At 43.8% G+C, this 25,536-nt stretch carries 24 protein-coding genes; 19 read left to right on the forward strand and 5 right to left on the reverse strand.

The window, feature by feature from the left end; genetic code table 11:
* Nucleotides 1-2: 2 nt before the first annotated feature.
* On the forward strand, nucleotides 3-1,862 hold the full coding sequence (locus QNH28_RS08675; protein WP_283911010.1) for an ABC transporter ATP-binding protein: 1,860 nt from the start codon (nucleotides 3-5) through the stop codon (nucleotides 1,860-1,862).
* A gap of 69 nt (nucleotides 1,863-1,931) precedes the next feature.
* On the opposite strand, the gene QNH28_RS08680 is transcribed toward QNH28_RS08675, so the two are convergent.
* The 3 genes from QNH28_RS08680 to QNH28_RS08690 all read right to left on the reverse strand — a co-directional run bounded on the left by QNH28_RS08680 (nucleotide 1,932) and on the right by QNH28_RS08690 (nucleotide 4,487).
* Nucleotides 1,932-2,180, reverse strand: a complete 249-nt coding sequence (locus QNH28_RS08680; protein WP_283911011.1) for a DUF7667 family protein — start codon at nucleotides 2,178-2,180, stop codon at nucleotides 1,932-1,934.
* A gap of 475 nt (nucleotides 2,181-2,655) precedes the next feature.
* Nucleotides 2,656-3,696 (reverse strand): HD-GYP domain-containing protein, encoded by a 1,041-nt coding sequence (locus QNH28_RS08685; protein ID WP_283911012.1) that lies wholly within the window; start codon nucleotides 3,694-3,696, stop codon nucleotides 2,656-2,658.
* Nucleotides 3,697-3,776: 80 nt separating this feature from the next.
* On the reverse strand, nucleotides 3,777-4,487 hold the full coding sequence (locus QNH28_RS08690; protein ID WP_283911013.1) for a molybdenum cofactor biosynthesis protein: 711 nt from the start codon (nucleotides 4,485-4,487) through the stop codon (nucleotides 3,777-3,779).
* 136 nt (nucleotides 4,488-4,623) lie between these two features.
* Between QNH28_RS08690 and QNH28_RS08695 the strand changes: the two genes are divergently transcribed.
* The 15 genes from QNH28_RS08695 to QNH28_RS08765 all read left to right on the forward strand — a co-directional run bounded on the left by QNH28_RS08695 (nucleotide 4,624) and on the right by QNH28_RS08765 (nucleotide 18,933).
* Entirely contained in the window at nucleotides 4,624-6,093 is a 1,470-nt protein-coding gene (locus tag QNH28_RS08695) for a bifunctional metallophosphatase/5'-nucleotidase (RefSeq protein ID WP_283911014.1), read from the forward strand.
* Between the two features lie 32 nt (nucleotides 6,094-6,125).
* Nucleotides 6,126-6,953, forward strand: coding sequence for an undecaprenyl-diphosphate phosphatase (locus tag QNH28_RS08700; protein WP_283911015.1), 828 nt, complete (start codon nucleotides 6,126-6,128; stop codon nucleotides 6,951-6,953).
* A gap of 146 nt (nucleotides 6,954-7,099) precedes the next feature.
* Nucleotides 7,100-8,203: an HD-GYP domain-containing protein gene (locus QNH28_RS08705; protein ID WP_283911016.1), complete on the forward strand. Its 1,104-nt coding sequence runs from the start codon at nucleotides 7,100-7,102 to the stop codon at nucleotides 8,201-8,203.
* 231 nt (nucleotides 8,204-8,434) lie between these two features.
* On the forward strand, nucleotides 8,435-9,571 hold the full coding sequence (gene yfkAB / locus QNH28_RS08710) for a radical SAM/CxCxxxxC motif protein YfkAB (protein ID WP_283911017.1): 1,137 nt from the start codon (nucleotides 8,435-8,437) through the stop codon (nucleotides 9,569-9,571).
* 51 nt (nucleotides 9,572-9,622) lie between these two features.
* Nucleotides 9,623-10,951: a hemolysin family protein gene (locus QNH28_RS08715; protein WP_283912090.1), complete on the forward strand. Its 1,329-nt coding sequence runs from the start codon at nucleotides 9,623-9,625 to the stop codon at nucleotides 10,949-10,951.
* 164 nt (nucleotides 10,952-11,115) lie between these two features.
* A complete protein-coding gene (locus QNH28_RS08720; RefSeq protein WP_283911018.1) occupies nucleotides 11,116-11,796 on the forward strand; it encodes a response regulator transcription factor in 681 nt (226 codons plus the stop codon).
* Complete coding sequence (locus tag QNH28_RS08725) at nucleotides 11,793-13,547, forward strand: sensor histidine kinase (RefSeq protein ID WP_283911019.1); 1,755 nt, start codon at nucleotides 11,793-11,795, stop codon at nucleotides 13,545-13,547. Before QNH28_RS08720 ends, QNH28_RS08725 begins: the two co-directional genes overlap by 4 nt.
* Nucleotides 13,548-13,590: 43 nt before the next feature.
* Entirely contained in the window at nucleotides 13,591-14,115 is a 525-nt protein-coding gene (pssA, locus tag QNH28_RS08730; RefSeq protein WP_283911020.1) for a CDP-diacylglycerol--serine O-phosphatidyltransferase, read from the forward strand.
* 7 nt (nucleotides 14,116-14,122) lie between these two features.
* On the forward strand, nucleotides 14,123-14,617 hold the full coding sequence (locus tag QNH28_RS08735) for a DedA family protein (protein WP_283911021.1): 495 nt from the start codon (nucleotides 14,123-14,125) through the stop codon (nucleotides 14,615-14,617).
* A 48-nt stretch (nucleotides 14,618-14,665) separates the two neighbouring features.
* Complete coding sequence (locus QNH28_RS08740) at nucleotides 14,666-15,685, forward strand: AI-2E family transporter (protein WP_283911022.1); 1,020 nt, start codon at nucleotides 14,666-14,668, stop codon at nucleotides 15,683-15,685.
* Between the two features lie 215 nt (nucleotides 15,686-15,900).
* Complete coding sequence (locus QNH28_RS08745; RefSeq protein ID WP_036684070.1) at nucleotides 15,901-16,119, forward strand: spore coat associated protein CotJA; 219 nt, start codon at nucleotides 15,901-15,903, stop codon at nucleotides 16,117-16,119.
* Nucleotides 16,120-16,122: 3 nt separating this feature from the next.
* Nucleotides 16,123-16,389 (forward strand): spore coat protein CotJB, encoded by a 267-nt coding sequence (locus QNH28_RS08750; protein ID WP_283911023.1) that lies wholly within the window; start codon nucleotides 16,123-16,125, stop codon nucleotides 16,387-16,389.
* A gap of 51 nt (nucleotides 16,390-16,440) precedes the next feature.
* The gene (locus QNH28_RS08755) at nucleotides 16,441-17,010 is read left to right on the forward strand and encodes a manganese catalase family protein (RefSeq protein ID WP_283911024.1); all 570 of its coding nucleotides are present in this window, start codon (nucleotides 16,441-16,443) and stop codon (nucleotides 17,008-17,010) included.
* A gap of 147 nt (nucleotides 17,011-17,157) precedes the next feature.
* The gene (locus QNH28_RS08760; protein WP_481858381.1) at nucleotides 17,158-17,553 is read left to right on the forward strand and encodes an MmcQ/YjbR family DNA-binding protein; all 396 of its coding nucleotides are present in this window, start codon (nucleotides 17,158-17,160) and stop codon (nucleotides 17,551-17,553) included.
* Nucleotides 17,554-18,933 carry an MATE family efflux transporter gene (locus tag QNH28_RS08765; protein WP_283911026.1) on the forward strand — a complete coding sequence of 460 codons (1,380 nt, stop codon included), beginning with the start codon at nucleotides 17,554-17,556 and terminating at the stop codon, nucleotides 18,931-18,933.
* Between the two features lie 128 nt (nucleotides 18,934-19,061).
* Here QNH28_RS08765 and pgmB read toward each other — a convergent pair whose 3' ends face one another.
* Both pgmB and QNH28_RS08775 read right to left on the reverse strand, forming a co-directional pair.
* Nucleotides 19,062-19,754 (reverse strand): beta-phosphoglucomutase, encoded by a 693-nt coding sequence (gene pgmB, locus QNH28_RS08770; protein ID WP_283911027.1) that lies wholly within the window; start codon nucleotides 19,752-19,754, stop codon nucleotides 19,062-19,064.
* Nucleotides 19,755-19,774: 20 nt separating this feature from the next.
* A complete protein-coding gene (locus QNH28_RS08775) occupies nucleotides 19,775-22,063 on the reverse strand; it encodes a glycoside hydrolase family 65 protein (protein WP_283911028.1) in 2,289 nt (762 codons plus the stop codon).
* 111 nt (nucleotides 22,064-22,174) lie between these two features.
* Here QNH28_RS08775 and QNH28_RS08780 point away from each other — a divergent pair, with 111 nt between their 5' ends.
* The 3 genes from QNH28_RS08780 (at nucleotide 22,175) to QNH28_RS08790 (ending at nucleotide 25,521) form a co-directional block, all read left to right on the forward strand.
* The gene (locus QNH28_RS08780; protein ID WP_283911029.1) at nucleotides 22,175-22,924 is read left to right on the forward strand and encodes an AraC family transcriptional regulator; all 750 of its coding nucleotides are present in this window, start codon (nucleotides 22,175-22,177) and stop codon (nucleotides 22,922-22,924) included.
* Nucleotides 22,925-23,081: 157 nt separating this feature from the next.
* Entirely contained in the window at nucleotides 23,082-23,963 is an 882-nt protein-coding gene (locus tag QNH28_RS08785; RefSeq protein ID WP_283911030.1) for an AraC family transcriptional regulator, read from the forward strand.
* Between the two features lie 133 nt (nucleotides 23,964-24,096).
* A complete protein-coding gene (locus tag QNH28_RS08790) occupies nucleotides 24,097-25,521 on the forward strand; it encodes a 6-phospho-beta-glucosidase (protein ID WP_283911031.1) in 1,425 nt (474 codons plus the stop codon).
* The last annotated feature ends 15 nt before the right edge of the window (nucleotides 25,522-25,536 follow it).

Here is a 25,536-nt window from a genome sequence, read left to right on the forward strand (position 1 = left end):
AAATGAAACTTGAAGCCAAACAGAACACCGCTACGGGAGCAAAGCGAAAAGCAGCCGAGCAGAAGACACTTGATGAACGCTTCGTGTACAAAGATGATGATGTTATCGACAAAGCGTTTGACTGGAAGCAGTTCACCAGACTATTTAGCTATATGAAGCCTTACGCCAAACAGATGCTTCCACTGGTTTCTATCATGATGATTCTGGGAACCATTACGAAGCTGACTGTTCCTTTCTTGACAAGCTTAGCTATCGACCGTGCCATAGCGCCTAAGGTTGGGAATCCCAGCTTAACACTTCTTTATTCGCTTACGGCAGGTGTGATTGTCTTATATCTCATTCAATGGATTGCAGGTGTGTACCGGATTAAGTACACGAACATTATTGGACAACGAGTGATTTATGATTTACGTTCTGACTTGTTCAAGCATATTCAGAAGCTCTCGTTTAACTTCTTCGATAAACGCCCAGCAGGCTCGGTATTAGTACGTGTGACGAATGATATCAACTCACTGCAGGATTTGTTCACGAACGGGGTAGTCAATCTGATGATTGACTGTGTGCAGCTTTTGGGGATTACCATTATTCTGTTATTGATCAACTGGAAACTTGGTCTTGCAGTAATGGTTACAGTTCCGATCATGTTCTTTATTTCTACTAAGCTGCGTCAGAAGATTCGGATCGCATGGCAGGATGTGCGGATGAAGAACTCTAGAATTAATTCTCACTTGAACGAATCGATTCAGGGGATCAGAGTCACACAGGCTTATACACAAGAACGTGAAAATATGAATTATTTCGATTTTATGAATACAGACAGTAAAAAATCCTGGAATAAAGCCTCTGCGATGAACCAAGCTTTCGGACCGATGATCGAGATCACTGGTGGGTTTGGAACGATGGTCCTCTTTTGGCTAGGGGCTTATTTGATCCAATCTGGTGAGCTTACAGTCGGTTTGCTTGTAGCGTTCAGCTCTTATGTCAGTAACTTCTGGGACCCGATTAACCGTCTGGGCCAGATGTATAACCAGTTGCTCGTAGCGATGGCTTCCTCGGAACGGATCTTTGAATATTTGGATGAGCAACCTTCGGTTCAAGATAACCCAGGAGCTAAGCCACTAGGAACAATTCGTGGAGATATTAATTTTAATAATGTTGTTTTTGAATATGAAAAAGGTCGGGCGGCTTTAAAAGGCATCGATCTGGATGTAAAAGCTGGGCAATCGATCGCACTAGTAGGTCATACCGGATCAGGGAAAAGTACGATTATTAACCTGATTGGCCGGTTCTATGATATTAAGAGCGGAAGAATTACGATTGACGGTGAAGATATCCGTGACGTTACACTGGATAGTCTGAGAAGGCAGATCGGAATCGTGCTGCAGGATACCTTTATTTTCTCAGGAACGATTCGTGACAACATTCGATTTGGTCGACTGGATGCTACCGATGAAGAAGTGGAAAATGCCGCGAAAGCAGTAGATGCCCATGACTTTATTATGAAGCTTCCTGGAGGGTATGAGACAGAGGTAGAAGAGCGCGGTAGCGCCTTGTCCATGGGACAGCGTCAGCTTCTCTCCTTTGCCCGCGCACTATTAGCGAATCCACGGATTCTGATCCTTGATGAAGCTACAGCTAGCATCGATACAGAAACGGAGCTGAAGATTCAGGAGGCACTCAAAATCTTACTTCAGGGCCGGACCTCCTTTATCGTTGCCCATAGACTATCTACCATCCGCCATGCGGATAAAATAGTCGTTCTGGATCACGGAGTGATCAAAGAAGAAGGAACTCACCGAGAACTGACGTCACGTGATGGTGTGTATAACGGTTTGATTGAAGCGCAATTCCGCTTCCTATAGCTCAGAACAACAGCCCATTCCCCTAGCGAAAGCAATAGAGGAGTGGGCTGTTTTATATCGTACGTTCAATTACTTCGGGCGCTTGGGCAACCTTCCCGTTATACGTATCTCAAACATTTGGGCACAAATCTCCTGATGCCACTGTGTATCCGTTGTTTGTTCCGCCAACAGTATTTCATTCTGTAGTCGAGCTATCTCCCAACAGTAAGTGGCGTTCACCTGAAGGCATTGCTGTTGTTCCATTTCTTCGGAGGCTGTAAGCTGGCGTAGACGACTTAGAGTGAATAGCTCGGCAAGACGTTCATGGACTGGAAGCATACGTTTTACCTCCTAGAAATATTTAAGCCACATATTAGTCTCGCCAAGAGGTTTGTATTTCAATCATCTATTGCAGTATTTACAATAGAAACATCGATTCAACCTCATAAAATAGCATCTACTGCACTTTGTGCAACAGTATTAGGAAAATGTGCTTATAAAAGACGTTTTCTTTATTTTTGATTGCACAAAATACAACAGAACTACAATCCAGCTCTACGTACATAAATTCTGTTGTGCAAAATACAACAGAAAAAATCCCCCGAAAGAAAACGGGGGATCATGGATGTCGAAAGAAAGCTTTGAGGCCCCGATCTTTGCGCCAGCAAAGCAGGAGCCTCAAGGAGAGGTTACACAAGGCGTCGTTCCTTCTATCCACCACCGCCACAAGTTTACATCAAACTTCCGGGTGTCCAGAGGGCGGAGCCCTTGGGGTCCCCCTTGGAAGGGAGGGTTTGGGAGGGATCGAAATGCCTTAGTCCATGTAAATCTCTACAATAGCAACGTTCCGTTCGCGAGAAAGATCCACGAACATTCCGTCAACGTTTACCAGTGGACGGAAAATATCCACCAGATTGTTCATAATAATCACGCCAATATCACCTGTGTTCAGTAATACACGCTTGCCGATGAAATTGGGCATTAAATGCTGGATAAACGCTTGAACCGTTTTAGCGTTCAGTTTACCGAAACTTAGATTGTTTATTTCACGCAGGACGGAAATAAGCTCTTGCTTCGAACTATAGACTCGTTTAGAAGTCATCGCACTATAGATGTCAGCTACAGCTGCAATTTGAGCATAAGGATGAATCTCGGTTTTGGTTAGACCGCTGGGATATCCAGAGCCGTCCTCACGCTCATGATGCTGGAGAGCAGCCAAAGCTGTGTAAGAGTCGTCCATGGAATTGCGTATAATTTCGTAGCCGTACTTAGTATGTAGTTTGATTTCCTCGAATTCTTCTGGCGTCAGCTTCCCTGGTTTATTCAAGAGAGAGGGTGAAATTCGACATTTTCCAATATCGATCAAATATCCTGCACGACCAATTTCATAGCATTCTTGTTTGGAATAACCAAGCCATATCGCAATATAATAAGAGAGCATGCCTACCTGAAGGGAGTGATTGTAGGTATAGTTATCTTCCCGATCCAGCAAAAGCAGGAGGGACACTACATCTTTATGCTTGTCCAAAGTTTGAAGCGAAGGCTGAAGAATGTCGTTTACTACGGATTGGTTGAAGCTTCCTTTTAATAACGCTTCCATATAAAGAGACTCGAAGCCGTCAATCATGGTATCAAAACTAGTGGTCACCGTCTGAATAATTGTAGGTCTGCTGAGGGGTGATACCTCTTCCTCTAACGTCTCGATATCAACATAATCAACTCCAAGCTGCATCAGCTTGGCGATATCATTTATTTGGAGCAGTGATCCTTTTGGTAATACATGTAAACCCCTAGAACTATACGCGTCCGCGTTAAGGTGATTACCAGGTTTTAGATCCGAGACGTGTACTCTCAATGCCTATGCCACCTTTTATCCGATTTTATCCAGAATATCAACAAAGTTCAGATTTTTCAATCAAAAAGGAGAAAAGATTATTAGTGGATTGAATCGGTAGCTTTTTGATCAGAATCCACCCAATGTTGGCCCGATTCATTAATGTCTTTTTTCCAAACGGGAACGGTCTGTTTCAATCGTTCAATGGCAAAGCGACTGGCTTCGTAGCAGGTATCGCGATGAGGTGTGGAGATGGCAATGACAACACTTGCTTCCTTTAAACCTACAAGCCCAATGCGATGAGATATTGCGCAGTTTGCGTTCCAGCGGTTCTTGACCTCTTTGCCGATCTCCTCTAGCTTACTTAAGGCCATAGGAATATAGGCTTCATAATGAAGTGCAGTTGTACGTTGTTCTCCGGTCATTTCACGTGTAGTGCCGATAAATAATAAGGATGCTCCGTGATTGACGTCAAGAACGGCATCTAGAAGCTTCTCCGCATTCAATGGCTGGTCCGTTATGCTATAAAGGCCATCAGTAGTACTTTCATATATAGTGCCATTCTCTCCCCCGGAAACTGGAGGAATAAGTGCAACTTCGGAGGAGGCTGTGATGATAGAATCATCAGGAGCATATTCCCGGTCAATGGCAATTAAAGAAGCCCCAATTTGAGATGCTGCATCTGGATAAGAGGTGGATAGAAGTTCCTTCAGCTTTCCAGCTGTTAAGTGATTCTCAGTCGCTTGGAAGGATAGAGAAGAAGAGCCAATTGTCTCAGCCAGACCCGCGAATAATCGGATAGTAATATGCATTTTTATTCTCCTCTGATGTATGATCTGATGTCTTAAATATACCATAATGTGTCTGGAAATGTTATGCTAGGCTCTATAAGATCACGCACCGACTGCTTCATTAAAGAGCAGCTCTAGGGTAGGAGGAATGTTGCTTATGGGGCATGTGCCGCAAAGACTGACCATACTTCATACCAATGATATACATAGCCATTTTGAGATGGTAAGTCCAGTGGCAGCGGAAATCGCCGCACAAAGGGCTGCAGCGGGAGAAGAGCCTGTACTGCTGCTGGATATTGGTGATCATATGGATCGTGCAGCTGTGGAGACAGAAGGCACTATGGGTCAGGCTAACATCGACGTATTAAATTTAACTGGATATGATGCTGTAACCATTGGCAATAATGAGGGGCTTACGTTCTCTCAGGAGATGTTGTCATCCATTTTTTCTGGGTTACAGTGTCCGGTAGTATGCTGTAATTTTGTGGAGTCTTCGACAGGAGAGCCACCAAGCTGGATGAAACGTCATGCTATCTTGGAGAAGGATGGAATTAGAATAGGAGTAACCGGAGCAACAGCGGCATTTACTTCGTTCTATTCCCTTTTGGGCTGGGATGCTTTAGATCCTGAAACTGCGCTCCGGGAACAATGTTTACTTTTGGCGCCACAGGTGGATATTTTAATCATTCTATCTCATCTTGGACTTCCTACGGATAAAATTCTGGCAGAGCGGCTGGAGGGCGTACATGCTATCCTTGGTGGACATACGCATCATCTGCTAGAGGAGCCTATTATGATTAATGGTACTGCTGTATGCGGTGCCGGAAAATTCGGTCGGTATCTCGGGCGCCTTCAATTTGAGCGGCTAGATCCTCAGGCTGATTTCAGCTTAGTGACGGGTGAATGTATTCCTATTGACCCCCTTCTGAAGGAGGAGGTTATAGGTCCTGCCGTCGCTGTTCATTTAAAGCATGGTCGTGAATCTCTTCAGACGATCGTTGCAATTACTGACCGTGAGCTTCCTTTGAGCATGCGGGGAGAGTCTCCCTTTGGCAATCTTTTGGCACAAGCTGTACGTAGATTTACAGGAACTAGTTTGTCATTAGTTAACACGGGTCAGCTGTTAGGTCCATTGCCGGAAGGCGAGGTTACGACAGGGATGCTGCATGCACTATGTCCTTCTCCCATCAATACTTGCATAATTAAGCTGAAGGGTATAGATATTCGCACAGCTTTGGAACAGAGTCTTACAGAGGAGTTTTATAATAAGGTCATTTACGGGTACGGTTTCCGCGGGAATCATCTGGGCAGCTTGGCAGTAGATGGATTAAAAATCTTGTACGATCCATTGATGATACCGTATGATAAGAATGTTGCAGTTTTTGTCGAAGGAAATCCACTGGAGGATGAAAGAGAGTATAATGTTGGTACGCTGGACATGTTTACTTTCAGGGCTGGCTATGAGACGATCGCGAAAGGGAAGGATGCTTTGTTTCTATTGCCACATTTTTTGCGCGATCTCTTGCGGATGGAATTACAGCGTCCAAACAGCCTCGATGAATGCATGCTCACTCGCTGGGAAGCTAAGTCTGACAGCTCACAATCTACACTTATAGACTCCATTTAACAGTGCTAGATTCCCAAAAATAGGAGGACATTATGGACACGATTACAGCTATTATTTTAGCAATTGTCGAAGGAATCACTGAATTCATTCCTGTATCTTCGACTGGACACATGATCTTGACTACGAAGCTTTTAGGTTTCGATGAGCAAGGTTCGATTATGAAGACTTATGAAATTGTAATTCAACTAGGGGCGATTTTGGCGATAGCACTTGTTTACCGTAAGCGAGTGCTCAATTTGCTAGGGATTGGACGTAGCAGCTCAGGAAGAGGAGGCGTTATGCCGGCATCCCGTCTGAACTTAATCCATGTGATTCTTGGGATTGCGCCAGCACTTGCTGTGGCCTTTTTTGCCCGTGACTTTATCAAAAGTCTCTTTGGAGCTTCGACTGTGCTCTGGGCGCTTGTCGCCGGAGGGATTCTAATGATTGTTGCAGAATGGGTAAATAGACGCAAAATACGAATTACTGCCCATGAATTGGATGATCTGTCTTACGGACAGGCGCTGGCGATTGGATTATATCAGATTATTTCGGTGCTCTGGCCGGGCTTCTCACGCTCCGGGTCTACAATTTCTGGGGGGATGTTAAGCGGGGTCAGCTATAAGGCTTCTGCGGATTTTTCCTTCCTCATAGCTATTCCTATTATGTGTGCGGCTTCCGGGTATGAACTGCTGGATTCGTATAAAAATTTCACGAGTGATACGATTGGGTATTTTGTAATTGGATTTCTGATTTCTTTTGTAGTGGCATATTTAGTAGTGATTTTGTTTATGAAATGGATTCAAAAGATTCGATTAACGCATTTCGCGATCTATCGATTTATTCTTGCTGCTGTATTCTGGTTGTTTATTATGCGTTAATGCCCGTTGGCACTGACCTAGACATTATCTGATTTTCTTTAAGGTTCACCTGTCTGAATTTCCATAGAAACGGTATAGACAAAGCGTGTGACCCAAGGATTTCAATACAGAATAGCATTTTACCGTTAAAGGCAGGAGTGAGTTTAGTGCGTTTAGTATCCGTGAATCAGCTTCAAGCAGGCATGAAATTAGGTAAAAAAATATATAATGATGAAGGTCTAACTCTACTCGCAGATGGGGTGGAGCTTACTGATGCATTGATCAAGCGTCTTGCCAGAATTGATATCGGTTATATCTACATAGAGGATTCTGTCACGGATGATATTGTGATTACTGGCATTCTTCAGGATGAGACGCGCAATCAGGCCTTAAAGGCGATTCGTAATCAATTTCAGCAAATGTCTGGGGCTTCAGGAATTACCAAGGGGCTATATCATTTGGACAAAAAATTTTCTAAGGTCATGGATAACATTTTAGACGATATGTCTTTACAAGAAGATCCGATGATCATGCTGATGGATATGCACACTGCTGATAACTATTTATATGTCCATTCCCTGAATGTCTGCTTGTACACTTTGGTGCTTGGCATTGCTCACGGGTATAGCAAAGAGGAACTTCGAGTAATTGGGCTAGGTGCGTTGCTGCACGATATTGGGAAGACACAAATCCCGATAAAAATCGTACAGAAACCAGGCAGGCTCAGTGATGAAGAATTCCGCCATATGCAGGCTCATACCGAGATCGGGTTTCAGATTCTAAAGGAGGAGCCGAATATCCCGCTGCTCGCAGCACATTGTGCCTTGCAGCATCATGAACGCATTGACGGTTCCGGGTATCCTCGTGGATTAACAGGACCTCAAATCCATGAATATGCCAAGTGGCTGGGTGTAGCGGATTCCTACGATGCCATGACCTCCAATAGAGTATACAAAAAGGCTATGCTTCCACATCAAGCCGTTGAGGCACTCTACGTTGGTTCTGGTACATTGTATGAGCAAAAGCATTTAGAGTTGTTTAGAGATCGTGTAGCAATCTATCCGCTGGGTCTTACGGTAAAGCTCAGTACAGGGGAGAGCGGGGTTGTAGTCAAAATAGATCCGAGTACGCCTCACAGACCCACCGTACGTGTGCTTACGGGTCCTGAAGGAGAGAAAGTCGTACCGTTTGAACGAGATCTTAGTAAAGCCCTCTCCGTTGTTATTGTCGACGTCGCAGAACAAGGCGGTTCTCTGGAAACGCCAAATTGATTATTTATAGCAGCGTGGAGAGAAGATTAGGCTTGTCCGAAGATATGTCGGAAGCCTATTTTTCGTCTCGCTGCTTTTATTTTTTTGAAATGTAAGGTAAGTAAAGACGGTCAGAAAGACATCAGAAGTGCAGTTTTTTTGACTAACGTGGTATGATATAGGGTAAGACATCGTTCTTTCTTCATGATTTTGGGTTAATAATAGGAATAAGATTTAAAGGAGCTAGTACAAATGAATGTTTTAAGACCATTAACATCTTCACCGAGGGAGCTGTCGCCAAGTTACGATCCATGGGATCCAATCACTTCTCTACGTAAGCATGGCCGCCATGTGCTAACGAGTGTGGAATTCACTGTAACCAATTTATGCAACATGCGGTGTGAGCACTGTGCTGTAGGTGATAGTCTAACCTCTAGAGAAGGGGATATGCTACCGCTTAAGAATATGCTGGACCGTTTAGAGGAAGTTGAGCATCTGGAAACCATTAGTATTACGGGCGGAGAGCCTATGTTCCGTGCCGGAACGGTAGATAATATCATTGTGCCATTGCTGAAATACGCCAAGGAGCGGGGAATCAGATCGCAAATTAATTCTAATCTGACGATGCCGTATTCCCGTTATGAGAAGCTGCTTCCATATCTGGACGTTATGCATATTTCATTTAATTATGTGAACGGTGACGATTTTCATGAAGTAGGTTTTGCGAACAGTGGTCATGCGGTTGCCAAGGAAGCCGCTTACCGGCTATATAATACAATGATTGAGAACTCTCGTCAGTTAAGTGAGGATGGTATGTTAATTTCTGCGGAAACTATGATTAATTACCGTACCCACACTAAGCTGCCTGAAATTCATAAGCTGATTCTCGACATGGGAGCAAAACGGCATGAGGTACATCCTATGTACAATTCGAGCTTTGCTTCCGCTTTGCCAGTGTTGTCCTTGAATGAAATGCGGACAGCGATCCATTCATTATTGGATACCCGTGATCTGGAGGTCTGGATGCTGTTCGGCACGCTTCCGTTTTTTGCTTGCAGCTTCCTAGAGGAAGATCAGAAATTGCTAAGTAGAATGCGTGCTGAGAAGAATGTTACGCTTCGTAATGATCCGGATGGTCGGAATCGTGTGAACGTAAATATGTTTACTGGAGATGTTTTCGTTACAGATTTCGCTGATATCGCAGCCTTTGGCAATATAGACAACCAAAAACTGGATGATATATTTATCGATTGGCAGACTAAGCATCCGCTGAACCAGAAGGTGAACTGTCACTGCGATGCAGCAGGTTGTTGCGGACCTAACCTGTTAGTAGCGGATATGTATTATCCGGAAGTTGATTTCAAAACTAGAAAAGCGATCAATCTGTAGAAATGAGGCGTTGTTAAAGTGGCGCATACGGAATTTGAAGTAGGGAGATTAATGCTTAATCTTTTGCTTGTTCTGGTGCTCGTATTATTAAACGGAATTTTTGTAGCAGCGGAGTTCTCATTAGTTAAGGTCAGGCAGTCTCGTCTGACCCAACTTGTAAGTGAAGGTAATAAAATGGCAGGATATGCGCTCAAGGTTAATAAGAGACTGGATTCGTACTTATCTGCCACCCAGTTTGGGATTACACTCGCGTCACTGGGATTAGGTTGGGTCGGGGAGCCGGCCATTTCAGAGCTGTTGGTTGAGCCGTTAATGTATAAAATGGGGATTACGGATGGTACTCTGATTTCTACTGTTTCTGTTGTTATCGGATTTTCCATTATTACATTTTTACATATTGTACTTGGTGAGCTTGCACCGAAATCTCTTGCGATTCAAAGAACAGAAGGATCTGCTCTACTACTCTCGGCACCGCTGATGTTCTTCTATAATCTGTTCATGCCTTTTATCTGGATATTGAATGCATCGGCGAATGCATTGCTTCGTTTAGTGGGTGTTGAGCCTGCGAATGAGAGTGAGGCTGCCCACTCGGAAGAGGAAATTCGTATCCTGATGAATCAGAGTGCTAAGAGTGGTGTCATTGATAAAGATGAGATGAAACTGATGGATAACATCTTTGAATTCTCGGATCTACTCGCTCGTGAAGTCATGCTGCCTCGTACGGATATGGATGTGCTGTACAGCAATCTTTCGCTCGAAGAAAATATGAAGATCATTACCGAAACGAGACATTCACGTTATCCGGTTGCTTTTGAAGACAAGGACCGAATTATTGGTTTTATTCATATTACCGATCTGCTGTTTGCTCCACCTGAGCAGCAGAATGATCTCACGACGCTGGTTCGACCGATCCTTAACGTACCAGAATCGATGGAGATTAGCCATACTTTGCGATTTATGCAGAAGAATAAAGCTCAGCTAACGCTAGTTGTCGATGAATATGGCGGTACAGCAGGCTTGTTGACAGCAGAAGAAATTCTGGAAGAAATCGTAGGCGATCTGCATGATGAATTTGAAGATGAGCGTCCGAGTGTAGAACGCAATGGCGATTACATTTCTGTTGAAGGCCGGATGCTGATTGAAGATGTCAACGATCTTACGGGTGTAGTGATCGAGGATGATGAAGTGGATTCCATTGGCGGCTGGTTGTTTAAGGAGCTGGAAGGTAATCCAAGCAAGGGAAAACGAGTTAAAGTTGAAGATGTTGTCTTTGAAGTAGAGGAATCGACAAGACTGCGGATTACTAGAATTAATATTCATCATGAACCGCGTGTCGAGGATGAAGAAAGCTCTTCAGAACAAGATGAAGATAAAGAATAACCTATTGAAAATTGTAACGTATTGTTCAGGGTGATCAGGGATAAAATGAACTCCTCCTGCAAGAGCTGTGTGGCTCATGACAGGGGGATTTTTTTATGGACACATAAAGGACATAGCGCTAGACTATGCTAATGTTTATAAATTGTTTGAAAGCGGGGACTAGATTGAAAAAGAAGCTTCTTCTCGTTGAGGATGAAATTCGTATTCGTGAACTGGTGTCTGATTATTTCATACAGAATGATTGGGAAGTACTCGAAGCAGATAATGGAAGAGATGCATTGGTTTGGTTTGACTCACTGCTGCCGGATCTGCTGATTTTGGATATCATGATGCCTGCTATGAATGGCTTTGAAGTATGCCGTGAAGTTCGTGAAAAATCAGCGGTACCTATCATTTTGTTAACCGCCAAGTCTACAGATGACGACAAAATCTACGGATTTGAATTAGGAGCGGATGATTATGTTACCAAGCCATTTAGTCCAAAGGTGCTGGTAGCCCGGGCAAATGCACTTATGAAGCGGGTTGAAGGCTCCCATCAGCCTGAATCCAGCATAATAAAATTTGGTTCCGCGATGTTTAACACCTTAGCTCATCGGTTAGAGGTAGAAGATGCGGAAGTGGAGCTTACCCCTAAGGAATACGATCTTTTATGGCTTTTAATACGAAATAAAGGGATTGTCATTTCAAGGGATACAATCCTTAGCCGGATCTGGGGAATTGAATTTGAAGGAGATTCCAGAGTTGTGGACAGTCATATCAAGAAGCTGCGAAGTAAATTAGGCTATGAGTCACGTTTTATTCGTACGGTGATTGGCACAGGGTACATGTTTGAGGAAGAGGCATGAGAAGACGTGGAATTACCTTTAAACTATTTGTGATGACTGTTATCTTTTTCCTTTGCTTCTATGGCATGGTGATTCTTAGCCAACTGCTGTTATTTGACAATTTCTATCAGAAGCAAAAAGAGAACCGCGTAGAGAAACACCTTAAGAGCTTTGCTGCAAGATATATAAGCGAGCCGTGGGGGAGCACTCGAACCTCCCAAGAGCTCGTTCGTTTTATGCTGCGGAATAAAACACAAATGGTTATTTTGAAGCTGGATGGAAAAATGAATTCGGAAGATCCATTTCATATAAAGTTAGTTGATGATAATGGAAAGAGTATGGTTGTCTCATTATCCCTATTCATGAATCAGTACGGAGATGCGCTTAGAGCAGCAAACATTAAAGTAGATGATCAGTTGAGCGTTGAAGGTGAACTTCTGGATGAAGACAGTTCTTCACCCGTTATACTCTACCCCATAAGTATTACAAAAAAAGGGGACGGAACAATAGGGGATACAGAAGAGACTGGGACGATTCATGCAGCAGGCACTGTTGCGGAAATTGTAATGCCTGATATGAAAATATGGAATCCACGCCAAGGAATACTGTTTGAGGCTCTAGAGGAATGGTTTCCTTTGACGCCGGCGCAGATAGACGACTTCAAAAATTTGAAAATACAGAAGCAAGACTGGATTGCTCCCTGGAGTGGGAGTCGCAATTCTGTGATTATTTTGCCCCTTAAGCAAAGTAACGGAGAAATAGAACTATTATTCACAGTGACCTCGTTACAGGAAGTTAAGGATTCGAACGAGGCGTTGCGTTGGTTCTTTTTATATCTGGGAATTGGCGGCATTGTTCTGATTCTGGTGCTTTCACTCTTTTTTTCGAAAATGGTAACGCGTCCGCTAATTAAGTTAAACAACATAGCTAAACGGATGGTTTCTCTGGACTTTACAGGGGACACATCGATTCGGCAGAAGGATGAGTTAGGCAGCCTTTCTAATAGCATGTTCACCTTATCACTAAGTCTGGATGCTGCTTTACGAGAGTTAAGAGAGGCCAATCAGCAGCTTGTTGAGGATATGGAGCAGAAACAAAGAATGGAGATCATGCAGCAGGACTTTTTTGCCAATGCCTCTCATGAATTGAAGACACCGCTCAGTATTATCAAAGGTTTTGCCGAGGGATTGGAAGACGGCGTTAGCGCAGGCAAGCAGGATCACTACATTAAGGTGATTATTGAGGAAGCAGATAAAATGGAGTTTCTTGTTAAAAATATGCTGGATCTAGCACGGTTGGAGTCGGGCACGATTAAACTTCGGAAAACTTCCTTTATGTTAAGTGAACTGACGGAAAAGGTGACGGACAAGCTAGTCCACTTGCTGAGTGAAAAACATTTGGAGGTCATCATAATTCCTGCAAATGAGTTGCCAGTATATGCTGATGTGAACTGGATCGAACAAGTTGTGCTGAATTTTATGACCAATGCTATTAGGCATGCGGAAGAAAAAAGTGCCATCACCGTCAATATTGAGAGTCATGCCCAGACTATTGTATTCACTATTCAAAATATAGGAGAATCAATCCCCGAAGATCAGCTGGAGCAAATCTGGGAACGGTTCTATCGCTCTGAGCCATCCCGCAGTCGAATGACCGGCGGTACGGGTCTGGGGCTTTCCATTGCGAAGCGAATACTAGATATGCACGCTTGTGTTTATACTGTGAAAAATACGGAGAACGGTGTCAGCTTTACTATGACCTTTGAAGGGTAAACGGATCAACAAAAATACTGCAATTTGAAAGGGGTGAAATAATATGAAATTGAACTGGTTGCCTTCAATGTGCACACTTGCAAACTTGGGACTCGGGTCACTATCCTTGTATTTTACGATTCAAGAACGATATAGCGTGGCTTTACTAATGATATTACTCGCGGCAATATGCGATGTACTGGATGGATTACTGGCAGGAATACTGCATTGTACTAGTGAATTCGGTAAACAATTGGACTCATTGGCGGATATTATATCATTTGGTTTAGCGCCAACTTTCCTTATCCTATTGTATAAGTTAGAAGATGCTCACTGGATTGGACCTGCAGTTTCGGTTTTCTTTTTGATTTGTGGTGCACTTCGATTGGCCAGATTTAATCTGTCGGCGCCTTCCAAAGGGTTCGTGGGGATGCCCATTACTGCTGCTGGAGTCATTCTGTCGATGATTTCTTTACTAGATGAACGTATGAAACCGGGATTGGTCATCGTATTAATGGCAGTGCTGTCCGTAATGATGATCAGTCGTATCCCATTTCCGTCCCTTAAAAAATCCTTCAACAGGAAGTGATACACCCATGCCTTGGATTATAGAGATCATTTCACAGTACGGATATTTTGCCATATTTGCCCTTATGGCACTTGGGATTATCGGACTTCCTGTACCTGATGAGGTGTTAATGCTGTTTGTAGGTTATTTATCCTCCCTTATGGTTTTGGACTTTTCACTTTCGGTATTGGTTTGTTTCATGGGATCCATCACAGGCATGCTTATCAGCTATACCATTGGTCTAAGACTAGGGCAACCTGTGGTAGAAAAATTCGGCAAGTGGGTGGGCCTTACACCCAAGCGTTTTGCCAGTATGAAAAGATGGTTTTTGCGATTCGGCAACTGGGCGATTTTCATTGCCTATTTCATTCCAGGTCTGAGGCATGTATCAAGCTATATCTCTGGTATCAGTGCTATGTCCTTCAAAAAATATATTCTCATAACAACTGCAGGAGCGCTAACCTGGTCACTCCTGTTTGTTTCCATCGGCTTTTTTGTAGGAGCTAAGTTTTCCTTTTTATAGCCAATGAATGATCAGCATTATTAATCGCAATCGAATGGAGCAAGATCAATGAATGTATTCAAGCGATTTTACGCGAATATAAGCACCAGACGCTTTTTTATTCTCGCACTTCTCGGATTGCTGCTGTACAGTATTCGAGGGATGCTTAATCTGGTGTTGCTGACGTTTTTGATTGCTTTTGTCATGAACAGCTTTCAGACATTGCTTAGTAAATGGATTGGTAAATTTATGAAGGTAAACAGTAAGGTGATTATTGTCATTTTATACCTCGCTTTAATCGCAGTGATTGTACTGGCCCTTGCTAAATATCTTCCTAAGGTATTGGAACAGATTAAGCAATTAACCATCTTCCTTACCAATCTCAAATCAGATGATCTTCCGCAGAACAAAATCACATTGTATTTGTATGATATGCTCAGGGACCTTAACTATCAGTCCTACATCAAAAGAGGCATTGATTATGTACTAAAGGTTAGCAACTGGGGTGCCACTTTCGTTATATCAACCATTCTAAGCTTTGTGTTTATTCTGGAGAAGAACCGGGTGGTCAGTTTCACTTCTAGGATGAGAGAGAGCCGGATTGCTTGGTTTTATATAGATCTGGAGTTTTTCAGCCGAAAATTTATCGTTTCCTTTGGGAAAGTAATTGAAGCGCAAATTCTCATTGCCATGTTCAACACCTGTCTTACTGTTATTGGCTTGTGGCTGCTTAACTTCCCATATTTATTTGCCTTGTCGATCTTGATTTTTCTGCTCAGTCTCATTCCGGTGGTTGGTTTTTTGATTTCGCTCATTCCGCTTTTAATCATCGGCTACAACATCGGCGGTCTGACAACCGTTACTTATGTACTGGCGATCATTGCGGTGTTGCATTTTCTCGAAGGCTACTTCTTGAATCCCAAGCTGATGTCCACAAAAATGAATTTACCGATGTTCTACACCTTCATCGTGTTGTTGTTCTCTGAGCATTATATAGGTGTCTGGGGACTTATTCTTGGCATTCCTATTTTTGTATTTATGTTGGATATCCTTGAAATTACCGACGAAGATTCGCCTACAAAAGTGTAGTCTTGATCTTAATACTAAATAAGTCCAAGTGATAAGCTGTTTCCGGTATTTTTCCGAAGACAGCTTATTTGTCGTGCATACTGCATAAAAAATCTTGCTTCAGGGCTTTTTTTATAAATAACGTTTTATATTGTGTCCTGCTGTCATAAGTTAGCTAAGGGAGTAATATTCAGAGTCTTTAAAGAAGGAACAGGAACAAAGGAGGTACAGAAAACATGGAATCACAGCTACGGAGGTACACCCCGTTTAGGGGCCCGTTTGATCCTTGCCCACCGGTGCCATTCAAGACATATGTAGTTCCACCGAATCAGTTCATCACCTTTCAGCCACCCGATTTACCGCAGTTTAGTTTGCAGGAGGCTTTGAAGTATGGCACGCTCTGGCCAGCACTGTTCAGCCCGTATGAATCAAAGTGCAAAGGAGGAGGAAAGTAGACTATGGAGGCAAACCCTTGCGATCAACGATATTATGAAATGCTTGAAGAGCTGCAGACTCTTGATTTTGCCTTGGTGGAGTTAAACTTATATCTGAACACTCATCCTGATGATTTAAGAAGTATTGAACAATTTAATCAGCTGACTCAGGAACGTACCAAGCTCGCGAATCAATTTCAGGAATTATACGGTCCGCTGCAGAATTTTGGTCGCGCTTATTCGAAATGTCCGTGGGAATGGAATCAGGCTCCTTGGCCTTGGCAGGTGTAAGAAGTATGTAACTGTAAGGAACTAAGTTTCTAGAGGAGGGGAAGTTCCCGAATGTGGATATATGAGAAGAAGCTGCAATATCCGGTACGGGTCGGTAAATGTGATATCCGGATGGCGCGTTATTTAAGTGAGCAATACGGAGGAGCCGACGGTGAGCTCGCCGCAGCCCTGCGCTATATGAATCAAAGATACACGATTCCGGATAAAGTTATTGGCGTTTTGAACGATATTTCTACAGAAGAATTCGCCCACCTCGAGATGATTGCAACGATGATCTATAAGCTGACAAAGGATGCGTCGGTTTGCGAATTAGAGGAAGCTGGATTAGGCCCTCATTTTGCAGCGCATGATCATGCCTTGTTCTACAATAATGCCTCAGGCGTACCATTTACAACAGCCTATATCGCTGCCAAGGGTGACCCGCTGGCTGATCTTTATGAGGACATTGCGGCTGAAGAAAAGGCTCGGGCTACATATCAGTGGCTGATTGACATGACGGATGACGTGGATCTGCAGGATAGCCTTAAGTTCCTAAGGGAGCGGGAGATTATCCATGCGATTCGGTTTAAAGAAGCCGTGCAGATTATTATTGACGATCGGAATCAGAAGCGGGTATTTTGAGAGAAGTTGTCGCATTACTATTATTCATATATCAATGAACTTTATGACCGCTCTCGATGGAGACGGTCTTTTCTCTGTTATAAATGATTGTGGGAACTGCTCGGGTGAACAAAATGATATAATTAAGAAACGTGTTTAATGGCAGAAATGATCAGATTGTTGCTCAGTGAAGGAGAGAGAAAGTTGAAGAATAATATCATCGAATACTGTTTGAAAAAGAAAGGAGCGACTCAGGAGCATCCGTTTGGGCCTACACCATTAGTCATCAAAGTTGCTGATAAAATGTTCGCGCTTATTTTTGAGGAAAAAGGGAAGGATGTTCGCTTAAACTTAAAATGTGACCCGATCATTGCGGAAAACCTAAGAGAGCAGCATGATTGCGTTCGGCCAGGCTTTCATATGAACAAAAAACACTGGAATTCGATCATGATCGATGGTTCCTTGTCAGAGTCGGATGTCTTTGACATGATTGACCACTCCTACGATATGGTAGTCAAAAAGCTTCCTAAAAGCCTACGAGAAGCTATAGTGGAAATGAACTGAATGAATAATCAAATAAAGGATCGTTTTGCCAACCAAAGTATACCCAAGCTTATTTTCTTATTGGCTATTCCTGCCGTTATAGCTCAGCTAATCAATGCCATGTACAGTGTAGTTGACCGGATGTTCCTCGGAAGAATGGAGGAGGGGGGAACACTAGCCTTATCCGCTATAGGGATATCTTTTCCGATCATTATGTTGATTTCAGCATTTGCAGCTCTAATCGGAGCTGGTGGGGCACCCCTAGCTTCCATAAAGATGGGCGAAGGAGAACATAAAAAAGCAGAAGAATTACTGGGAAGTTGTTTTACTATGCTGCTGATGGCATCCGTAATCCTAACCGCTTTGTTTCTGATCTTTAAGTCGCCTTTCTTAACGTTATTCGGAGCGAGCCACGATACATTGCCGCTGGCTAGTGATTTTTTAAGCATATACCTTCTAGGAACTGTGGCGGTGCTCATTTCGTTGGGATTGAATCCATTTATTGCAGCACAAGGTTATGCCAAAACAGCCATGCTCACGGTGTGCATTGGTGCGGTCGTAAATATCGTCCTAGATGCCATTTTTATTTTTCAGATGAATATGGGCATTAAGGGTGCAGCGTTGGCTACTGTTATTGCTCAATTTATTTCGGCCGGTTGGGTACTGGGGTTCTTAATCTCTAAACGAGCTCATCTGCGCTTACGCCTATCCAATATGCGTATTAAACCTAAGGAAGCTGCAAGTGTACTTGCATTGGGACTTTCTCCGTTTATTATGATGTCGACCGAAAGTTTAATTCAAATTGTATTTAACACGTCCTTAGCTAAATTTGGAGGCGATATGTACGTTGCTGCCATGGGGATTATGGGAACATTGATGCAAATCTTTGGGACGTTGTTATCTGGTTTTGCGCAAGGGGCACAGCCTATTATTAGCTATAATTATGGCGCTCGCGATTTCGCACGTGTAAAATCCACCATTTTATATTGCAGTGTTTTTTGCGCAGCTTTCGGATTGTCGATGTGGGGCGTGGCCATTTTTGTTCCGAAGCTGCCCATTATCATTTTTACCAACAATCCTGAGCTTGTGGCTCTGACCGCTAGATTAATGAAGATATTTTTCCTTGGCACTTGTATTTTTGGTATTCAATTAGCGTTTCAACAAGTATTTATTGCTTTGGGACAAGCACGAGTTTCTATTTTTATTGCGATCTTGCGTAAGATTATTTTGCTTATTCCATTGGTCCTTTTGCTCCCGACATTTATTAGCCCGAAAACAGATGCAGTAATTATTGCTGAGCCTATTGCTGATTTTTGTGCAGCACTGACTTGTTGTGTTTTATTTGGACTCACTATAAAGAAGCTTTTTAAAGATAGGTCTGATAAAGCTGGAATGCTGTGAAGGTGACCGTAATGGGGATTAGAAGTGGACGTTCTGAGAAGTATATTTCAAACAAAAGCCGGCAAGCTTCCTTTAGGAGCTTGCCAGCTTAGTTCGTAACTTACATATATTTAGACTGGGATACCCGATTATTTAGTTACTCTATTCTTATTAGCGAATTGCTGGTTTAGCTCGGAGTAGTTAAGTTCAGCAGTGTTGTTCAAGTTCATATCAGCGATGGACAAGCTCTCCTGTAAGGAGATATATACAGCGAACATACCTGCCGCTTTGATCGCTTCTACCCCGGCGACTGCGTCTTCGACCCCGACGCAAAATTGCGGATCTACACCAAGCGCATCGGCGGCGGTCAGGAATACTTCCGGGTCTGGTTTGTTGCGGGCAAGCTTGGCTGCATCTACAATAACTCCGAAGTCTTTCTCCATACCTAGAAGGCGGATAACTGTAAAGGCATTTTTACTAGCGGAGGCAATGCCAGTCTTCACTCCGTGATCCTTCAGCTCAGCGAGCAATTCAGAAATACCAGGCAGCACATCGGCCGGGGTTACCTGCTGAATGAGCTGCTGATAAAACTCATTTTTGCGGTTCGCCATCTCCTCCATCTCTTCGGGAGAGTAAGTGTGCGGAGCTGCCGCTTGTCCAAGTAGCAACTCCAGTGAGGCTATGCGCGATACACCTTTGAGATTCTCATTGAACTCTCGGGTGAACGGGAGGCTCAGCTCTTTCGCAATCATGCCCCAAGCCTGATAATGGTATTCTGCGGTATCGGTAATAACGCCGTCTAGATCAAAGATTACGGCTTGAATTTGAGATGTTGCATTCATTGTGTTTCGCTCCTTATGAATTAGGCTTGCAGCGCCTGAGTTACCGGCTTCTCGTTGCCCAGAGTTACCGATTGGCCATAGAGCGTAAGTTCAAGGGCTTCACCCTCTAGCAATTCAAGCTCCACACCTTCCTCGCGAATGGTTACAGCAATGAGGCGGCCGCGGAAGGTGAGGCGGAAGTTATATTTCTGCCAGCCCGTAGGTAGGGACGGAGCGAGCGACAGGCCATTTTCCTTGAGACGTGTTCCGGCAAAACCGTACACAATGGCCATCCACGTTCCACCCATATTGGCGAGATGTAATCCGTCTTTAGTGTTTCCGTGCGTATTGTCGAGATCGAGCCGCGCCGTCTCGATAAAATAGTTATACGCTTTGTCCTTGTACCCGATCTTCGAGGCCATGATGCTGAATATGCAAGAGGACAAGGAGGAATCATGGGTAGTGATTTGCTCATAATAATCATACGATTTGCGAATAGTTTCTTGAGACTGCTCGTCTTCCAGCAAGTAATGAGCGAGTACAGTATCGGCTTGCTTGCAGACCTGATAACGGTACAGCGTGAGCGGGTGGTAATGCAGCAGCAACGGATGTTTCTCCGGTGGTGTATTGTCGAAATCCCAGACCGCTTTGCGTAAAAAAGTATCATCCTGCGGATTAATGCCCAGCTTCTCGTCGTAAGGAAGCAGCATGGCATTCGCCGCCTTCAGCCAGCTGTCTGCTTCTGGTCCGGTCACATGCAGGCGCACACACAAAGCTTGGAATCCAGCCTCGTCATATTCTTGAAGCCGGGCAAAACTGCGTGCGGCCCATTTTAAATTATGTTTGGCCATTACATTGGTGTAATAGTTGTTGTTCACAAGACAAGTGTATTCGTCCGGTCCAGTCACTTCATCAATGTGAAATTTGCCTTCGTAGTAATGACCGATTTCCATCCAAAGCCGCGCTGTCTCAAATAGCACCTCGGCGCCGTATTGGAGCAAGAAGGCGTCATCTTCTTCCGCCAGATGGTATTGGATATAGCTGTAGGCTACATCGGCGCTGATATGATATTGGGCTGTGCCGGATGGGAAGAAGGAGGAACATTCCGTACCTGAAATCGTCCGCCATGGGAACAATGCACCTTGGGCATGACCCATCTCTTTAGCACGTTCTCTTGCCTCTTCCAGTTTGGAATACCGGTACAATAGGAGCTGCCGGGCCAAGTCAGGGGAGGTCATTAGGAACACAGGGAACATATAAATTTCCGTGTCCCAGAAATAATGGCCTTCGTACCCTTCACCGGATAAACCTTTGGCTGAGATGTTGCTATGCGCGTCGCGTCCGGCTGATTGCAGCAGCTGATAAAGGTTGAAACGTATGCCTTCCTGAAGCGATATGTCGTTCTCAATCCCTACATCGGAGCGCTTCCAGAAGTCAGCCAAATATTGCTCCTGCTGTTCCAGCATGTCTTCAAAGGAGAGATGCTTCAATGATTCCTGTACTTGAATACCGGTATTTACAAGCCTTTGCTCATGTCGTAGTGTATCGGTATAGACATTCCATTTGGTCAGCGATAGCGGTCCAGATAAGGAGGAGGTTGCCGTCACTATGGCGTCGGTTTCTCCAGCCTGAGTTTCAACCTGCCAGTTACCTTCCCATTCATGCCGGGTAACACAGGAGGTCCGCAGGGCCGAAGCCATCGTCTCATTCTCCAGGCAAACATATTCACCACGTGCTTCACACGTTACTACGCTCAGGCGTTTGGAATGTCCTGCAGCTACACGCGGGTCATTCGGATTCGTATAGTTGCTGACATCGCCGTTTACACGAGAGACAATCCGGATCGGACCGTTGAAATTGATAGGTTCAAGAGTCAGATGAATGGCAAAAAGCTCACGGGTAGTGAAAGAAACGAGTCTACGGAAATGCAGCTTGAGTTCTTTACCGGAGGGGGATTTCCAGTGGATCTTACGTTCCGAATATCCCTTATCCAGATGGAGGTTACGCTCATAGGCGAGGACACTCTCTTCTGTAAGTGCAAATGGCTCCATATCTTCGCCTATATAAATATTTATCCCTTGGGAATCTATAATATTAACCAATTTTTGCTGTGTACCTGGAAAGGCGAATAGCTTCTCCCCATAGGGAATGTCAATCACATCGTGAAAGGCGTTCAAATACGTTCCGCGGATACTGCGGATTTCTTTATCGGAATACCCTTCTTCAAAATTGCCACGCACGCCCAAATATCCGTTCCCCAGCGCAAAAATACTTTCCAAATTTAGCAGAGTATCTGCTGACAATCCCTGATTGGCAATGCTCCAGCTCATGCTTATGTTTCCTCCCTTGATGGTTATGCATTGAATTTTAAGTCCGAAAGGGCTAGAATTATACTAAATTATTTAGGATTATATCAAAATTTTTAGGTGAGGTTAATAAGTATGGATCAACTTAAAGGACAACATAAACTGCCGGAATATTGGTCTACACGTTCTGTGGATCTGTCAGAGGGATTTGTTCATCCTCCGCTGGATTATGAACATGAGCTTTTGGAAGCGATCCGAATCGGTGACGAGAAGCGGGCACTGGAAGCACTGCATAGAATTAACGCAATGGAAGCCGCTACGCTAGCCCGATATCCGCTGCGCTCCAAGAAAAACGCTATGATTGCGTCCTGCACCTTGTTTACACGTGCGATTATCCGGGGTGGTGTTGACCCTGAGACGGCTTTTCAGCTGAGTGATACGTTCATCCGTGCGGTGGAAGCTACGACGGAGCTAGAGGCACTTCATCGATATGAATATGAAATGGTCCTGCAGTTCATTACAGTGATGCGCCAGCAGAAGGAGAACCTTCACTATTCACATATTGTCAATCTATCCGTATATTTTATACGCGAGCATCTGTTTCAAGATTTGAACCTTAGCCTGATCTCCCGGCATGTTGGTGTGCATCCCAGTTATTTGTCCGACCGCTTCAAGCGCGAAACGGGTATGCCACTCACGGAATTTATCAACCGACGTAGAATTGAGGAATCGCAGTCGATCCTCATTCACACGAATCAGTCTATTTCCGAAATCGCATTGATGTTTAAATTTTGCAGTCAAAGTTACTATACACAGTTATTTAAAAAATACACGGGCTTGACCCCCAAGCAGTTTCGCCGGAACGGCGGGGCAATTACGAAATGAGAGAGTTGAATCATTAACGATCACTAAATGGCTGTCCATGCTTCCCTGGTCGGGTACTGGATAGCTCTTTTTACGTTTCAGCTTTAATAGCTGAGCTCGCCTTTGTGCGCTATAAATGAGATTATAAATCCACTAAATAAGTAAGAGAGATGATAAGATGGCCATTTATTTGGAATTCCCAAGACTGGATAAAGCTTTTCCGTACCGCTGTATTGAGAACGATGGTAGCATATTGACTACACCGCATTGGCATAAGGAAATGGAAATTATCTGGATCGTCAAAGGGAAAGTGAACCTTGGAGTAAATGACCAGCCGATGCAGCTTAAAGAAAATGAGTTCGTCTTCATCAAAGGTGGAGATATTCATTATGTGATGGCTTCACCAAAAAGTGAGCGGCTGGTCTTCCAATTTGATCTTAGTTTTTTTCAGGACGTGATGGTTCTGAATAACACACCTTTTTCACTGGAGGAGCTGTTTGCCTCAATTGAACCGTATTCCACGTACTGGCGGCCGGATATTCAGAAGAAAATCCTACAGTTATTGTATAAGCTATACCAGGAAGGCAAGGAGAAACGAATCGGTTACGCATATGCTATCAAAAGCCTATTGTGTGAGCTGATCACTGTGATGTATCGCGAACTGGATCATTTTAAACCGCGTATGGTCAGCAATAAGCCTTATTCCCGTGAAATTCTCGAACAGTTGTCCATGGTGTTCCAGTATGTGGAGAAAAACTATACCCATCCTATAAAACTTGCGGATGCTGCCAAAATTCTAGGCTTCACCCCATCGTATTTCACCAAATTCTTCAAGAAGCATACCGGCAAAACCTTTGTTACCTTTTTGAACGAATACCGAATTGATAAGGCGAAGTGGATTCTCCTCAACGAAGATGATCCTGTAACGGAGATTGCCGGTAAGGTAGGCTTCGGAAGCACGAAGACTTTCTATCGTTTGTTCAAGGAAAGTATTGGTATCGCTCCTCTGCAATATAAAAGCTCAACCATCAAAGTTGCTTTTGGACAGGACCAAATATGAGAACAATTTGATGAAATCAAGGGATTCATTCTCTTCTAGCAAGCCTTATTATAGGCATAGGCAACTAAAGAAAACAGATTGGTGCTTATAAATGAGAGCATTTACAAACTGTTAGCAACTTGGAGGTTTTATTATGAAATTATCCCGAGATTTCCTGTGGGGCGGCGCTATTTCGGCTATCCAGACCGAGGGTGCGCATTTGGAGGATGGCAAAGGTCTATCCAATTTCGATGTTCTGCCCATGAATGACCGTCGTTTGAAAGACGTAATGATGGACGAAGATAATATTTTTACAGAAGAGGGCCAACATTATCCGAGCCATACGGGGATTCATTTCCGAGAACATTACAAAGAGGATATCGCCATGCTGGCGGAAATGGGCATCAATGCCTTCCGATTCTCCATCTCTTGGCCGCGACTATTCCCGAATGGGGATGAAGCTACTGCGCTGGAGACAGGCCTCGCATTTTATGAGAGCATTTTGGACGAGCTAGAGAAACACAACATTGAGCCAGTGATTACTATCAGTCACTTTGACTTGCCGATGCATTTAGTTGAGCATTACGGGGGCTGGGCGAACCGCCAAGTGGTTGGTTTTTACGTCCATTATGCCAAGACGCTGCTCAGCCGATTTGGGCACAGAGTGAAATATTGGATTCCATTTAATGAGATGAATATGGTCCTGCATATCCCTTTTATAGGAGGGGGCTTAACCTTTACAGCGGCTGAGAACAAGCAGGAGAAAAAATATCAGGCTGCGCATCATCAGCTTCTGGCTAACGCTCTGACTGTGGAAGCGGGCAAGCAAATGGTTCCTGGTATCCAGTTTGGCTGTATGCTAGCGGCTGGCAAGACATATCCATATACATGTAAGCCGGAGGATGTATTCGCTTCTCTGGAAAGTGACAAACATACACTATTCTTCTCCGATGTGCAGGTATACGGTAAATATCCAAATTATATCGCACCGTATTTTGCCAAGCACAAGATCAACATTCACACGGAACCGGAAGATTTCGAAATTCTGAAGAACAATACAGTAGATTTTGTCTCCTTCAGCTATTACTCAAGCGCTTGTACGGCAGCATCTACGGAAGGACTGGAGACTCGTCGTACGAATGGTTTTGAGACGGTAAAAAATCCTTATCTACCACCTAGTGGAAGTGTCTGGCAAATAGATCCGATTGGACTTCGTATAACAATGAATCAATTATATGATCGTTACCGGATTCCGTTGTTTATCGTCGAGAATGGCCTTGGAATCGCTGATGAACCGGATGAGAACTTTCATGTTCAAGATGATTACCGGATTGAATACCTGTCCGATCACTTACGCAACATGAAGGATGCTGTGGAACAGGACGGAGTAGAGCTAATTGGCTATATGTCATGGGGCAGCATCGACTTGGTCAGTGTAAGTGAGGGCAAAATGTCCAAACGTTACGGATATATTTATGTGGACGCTGATGACTACGGCAAAGGTACTTTTAAACGGTATAAAAAAGCCAGTTATCACTGGTATAAAAAGGTGATTGAATCAGGCGGCGAGTGCCTCTAAAGAGGTGTCTGTAAA

The organism is Paenibacillus sp. G2S3, assembly GCF_030123105.1.
Classification (GTDB): domain Bacteria; phylum Bacillota; class Bacilli; order Paenibacillales; family Paenibacillaceae; genus Paenibacillus_AQ.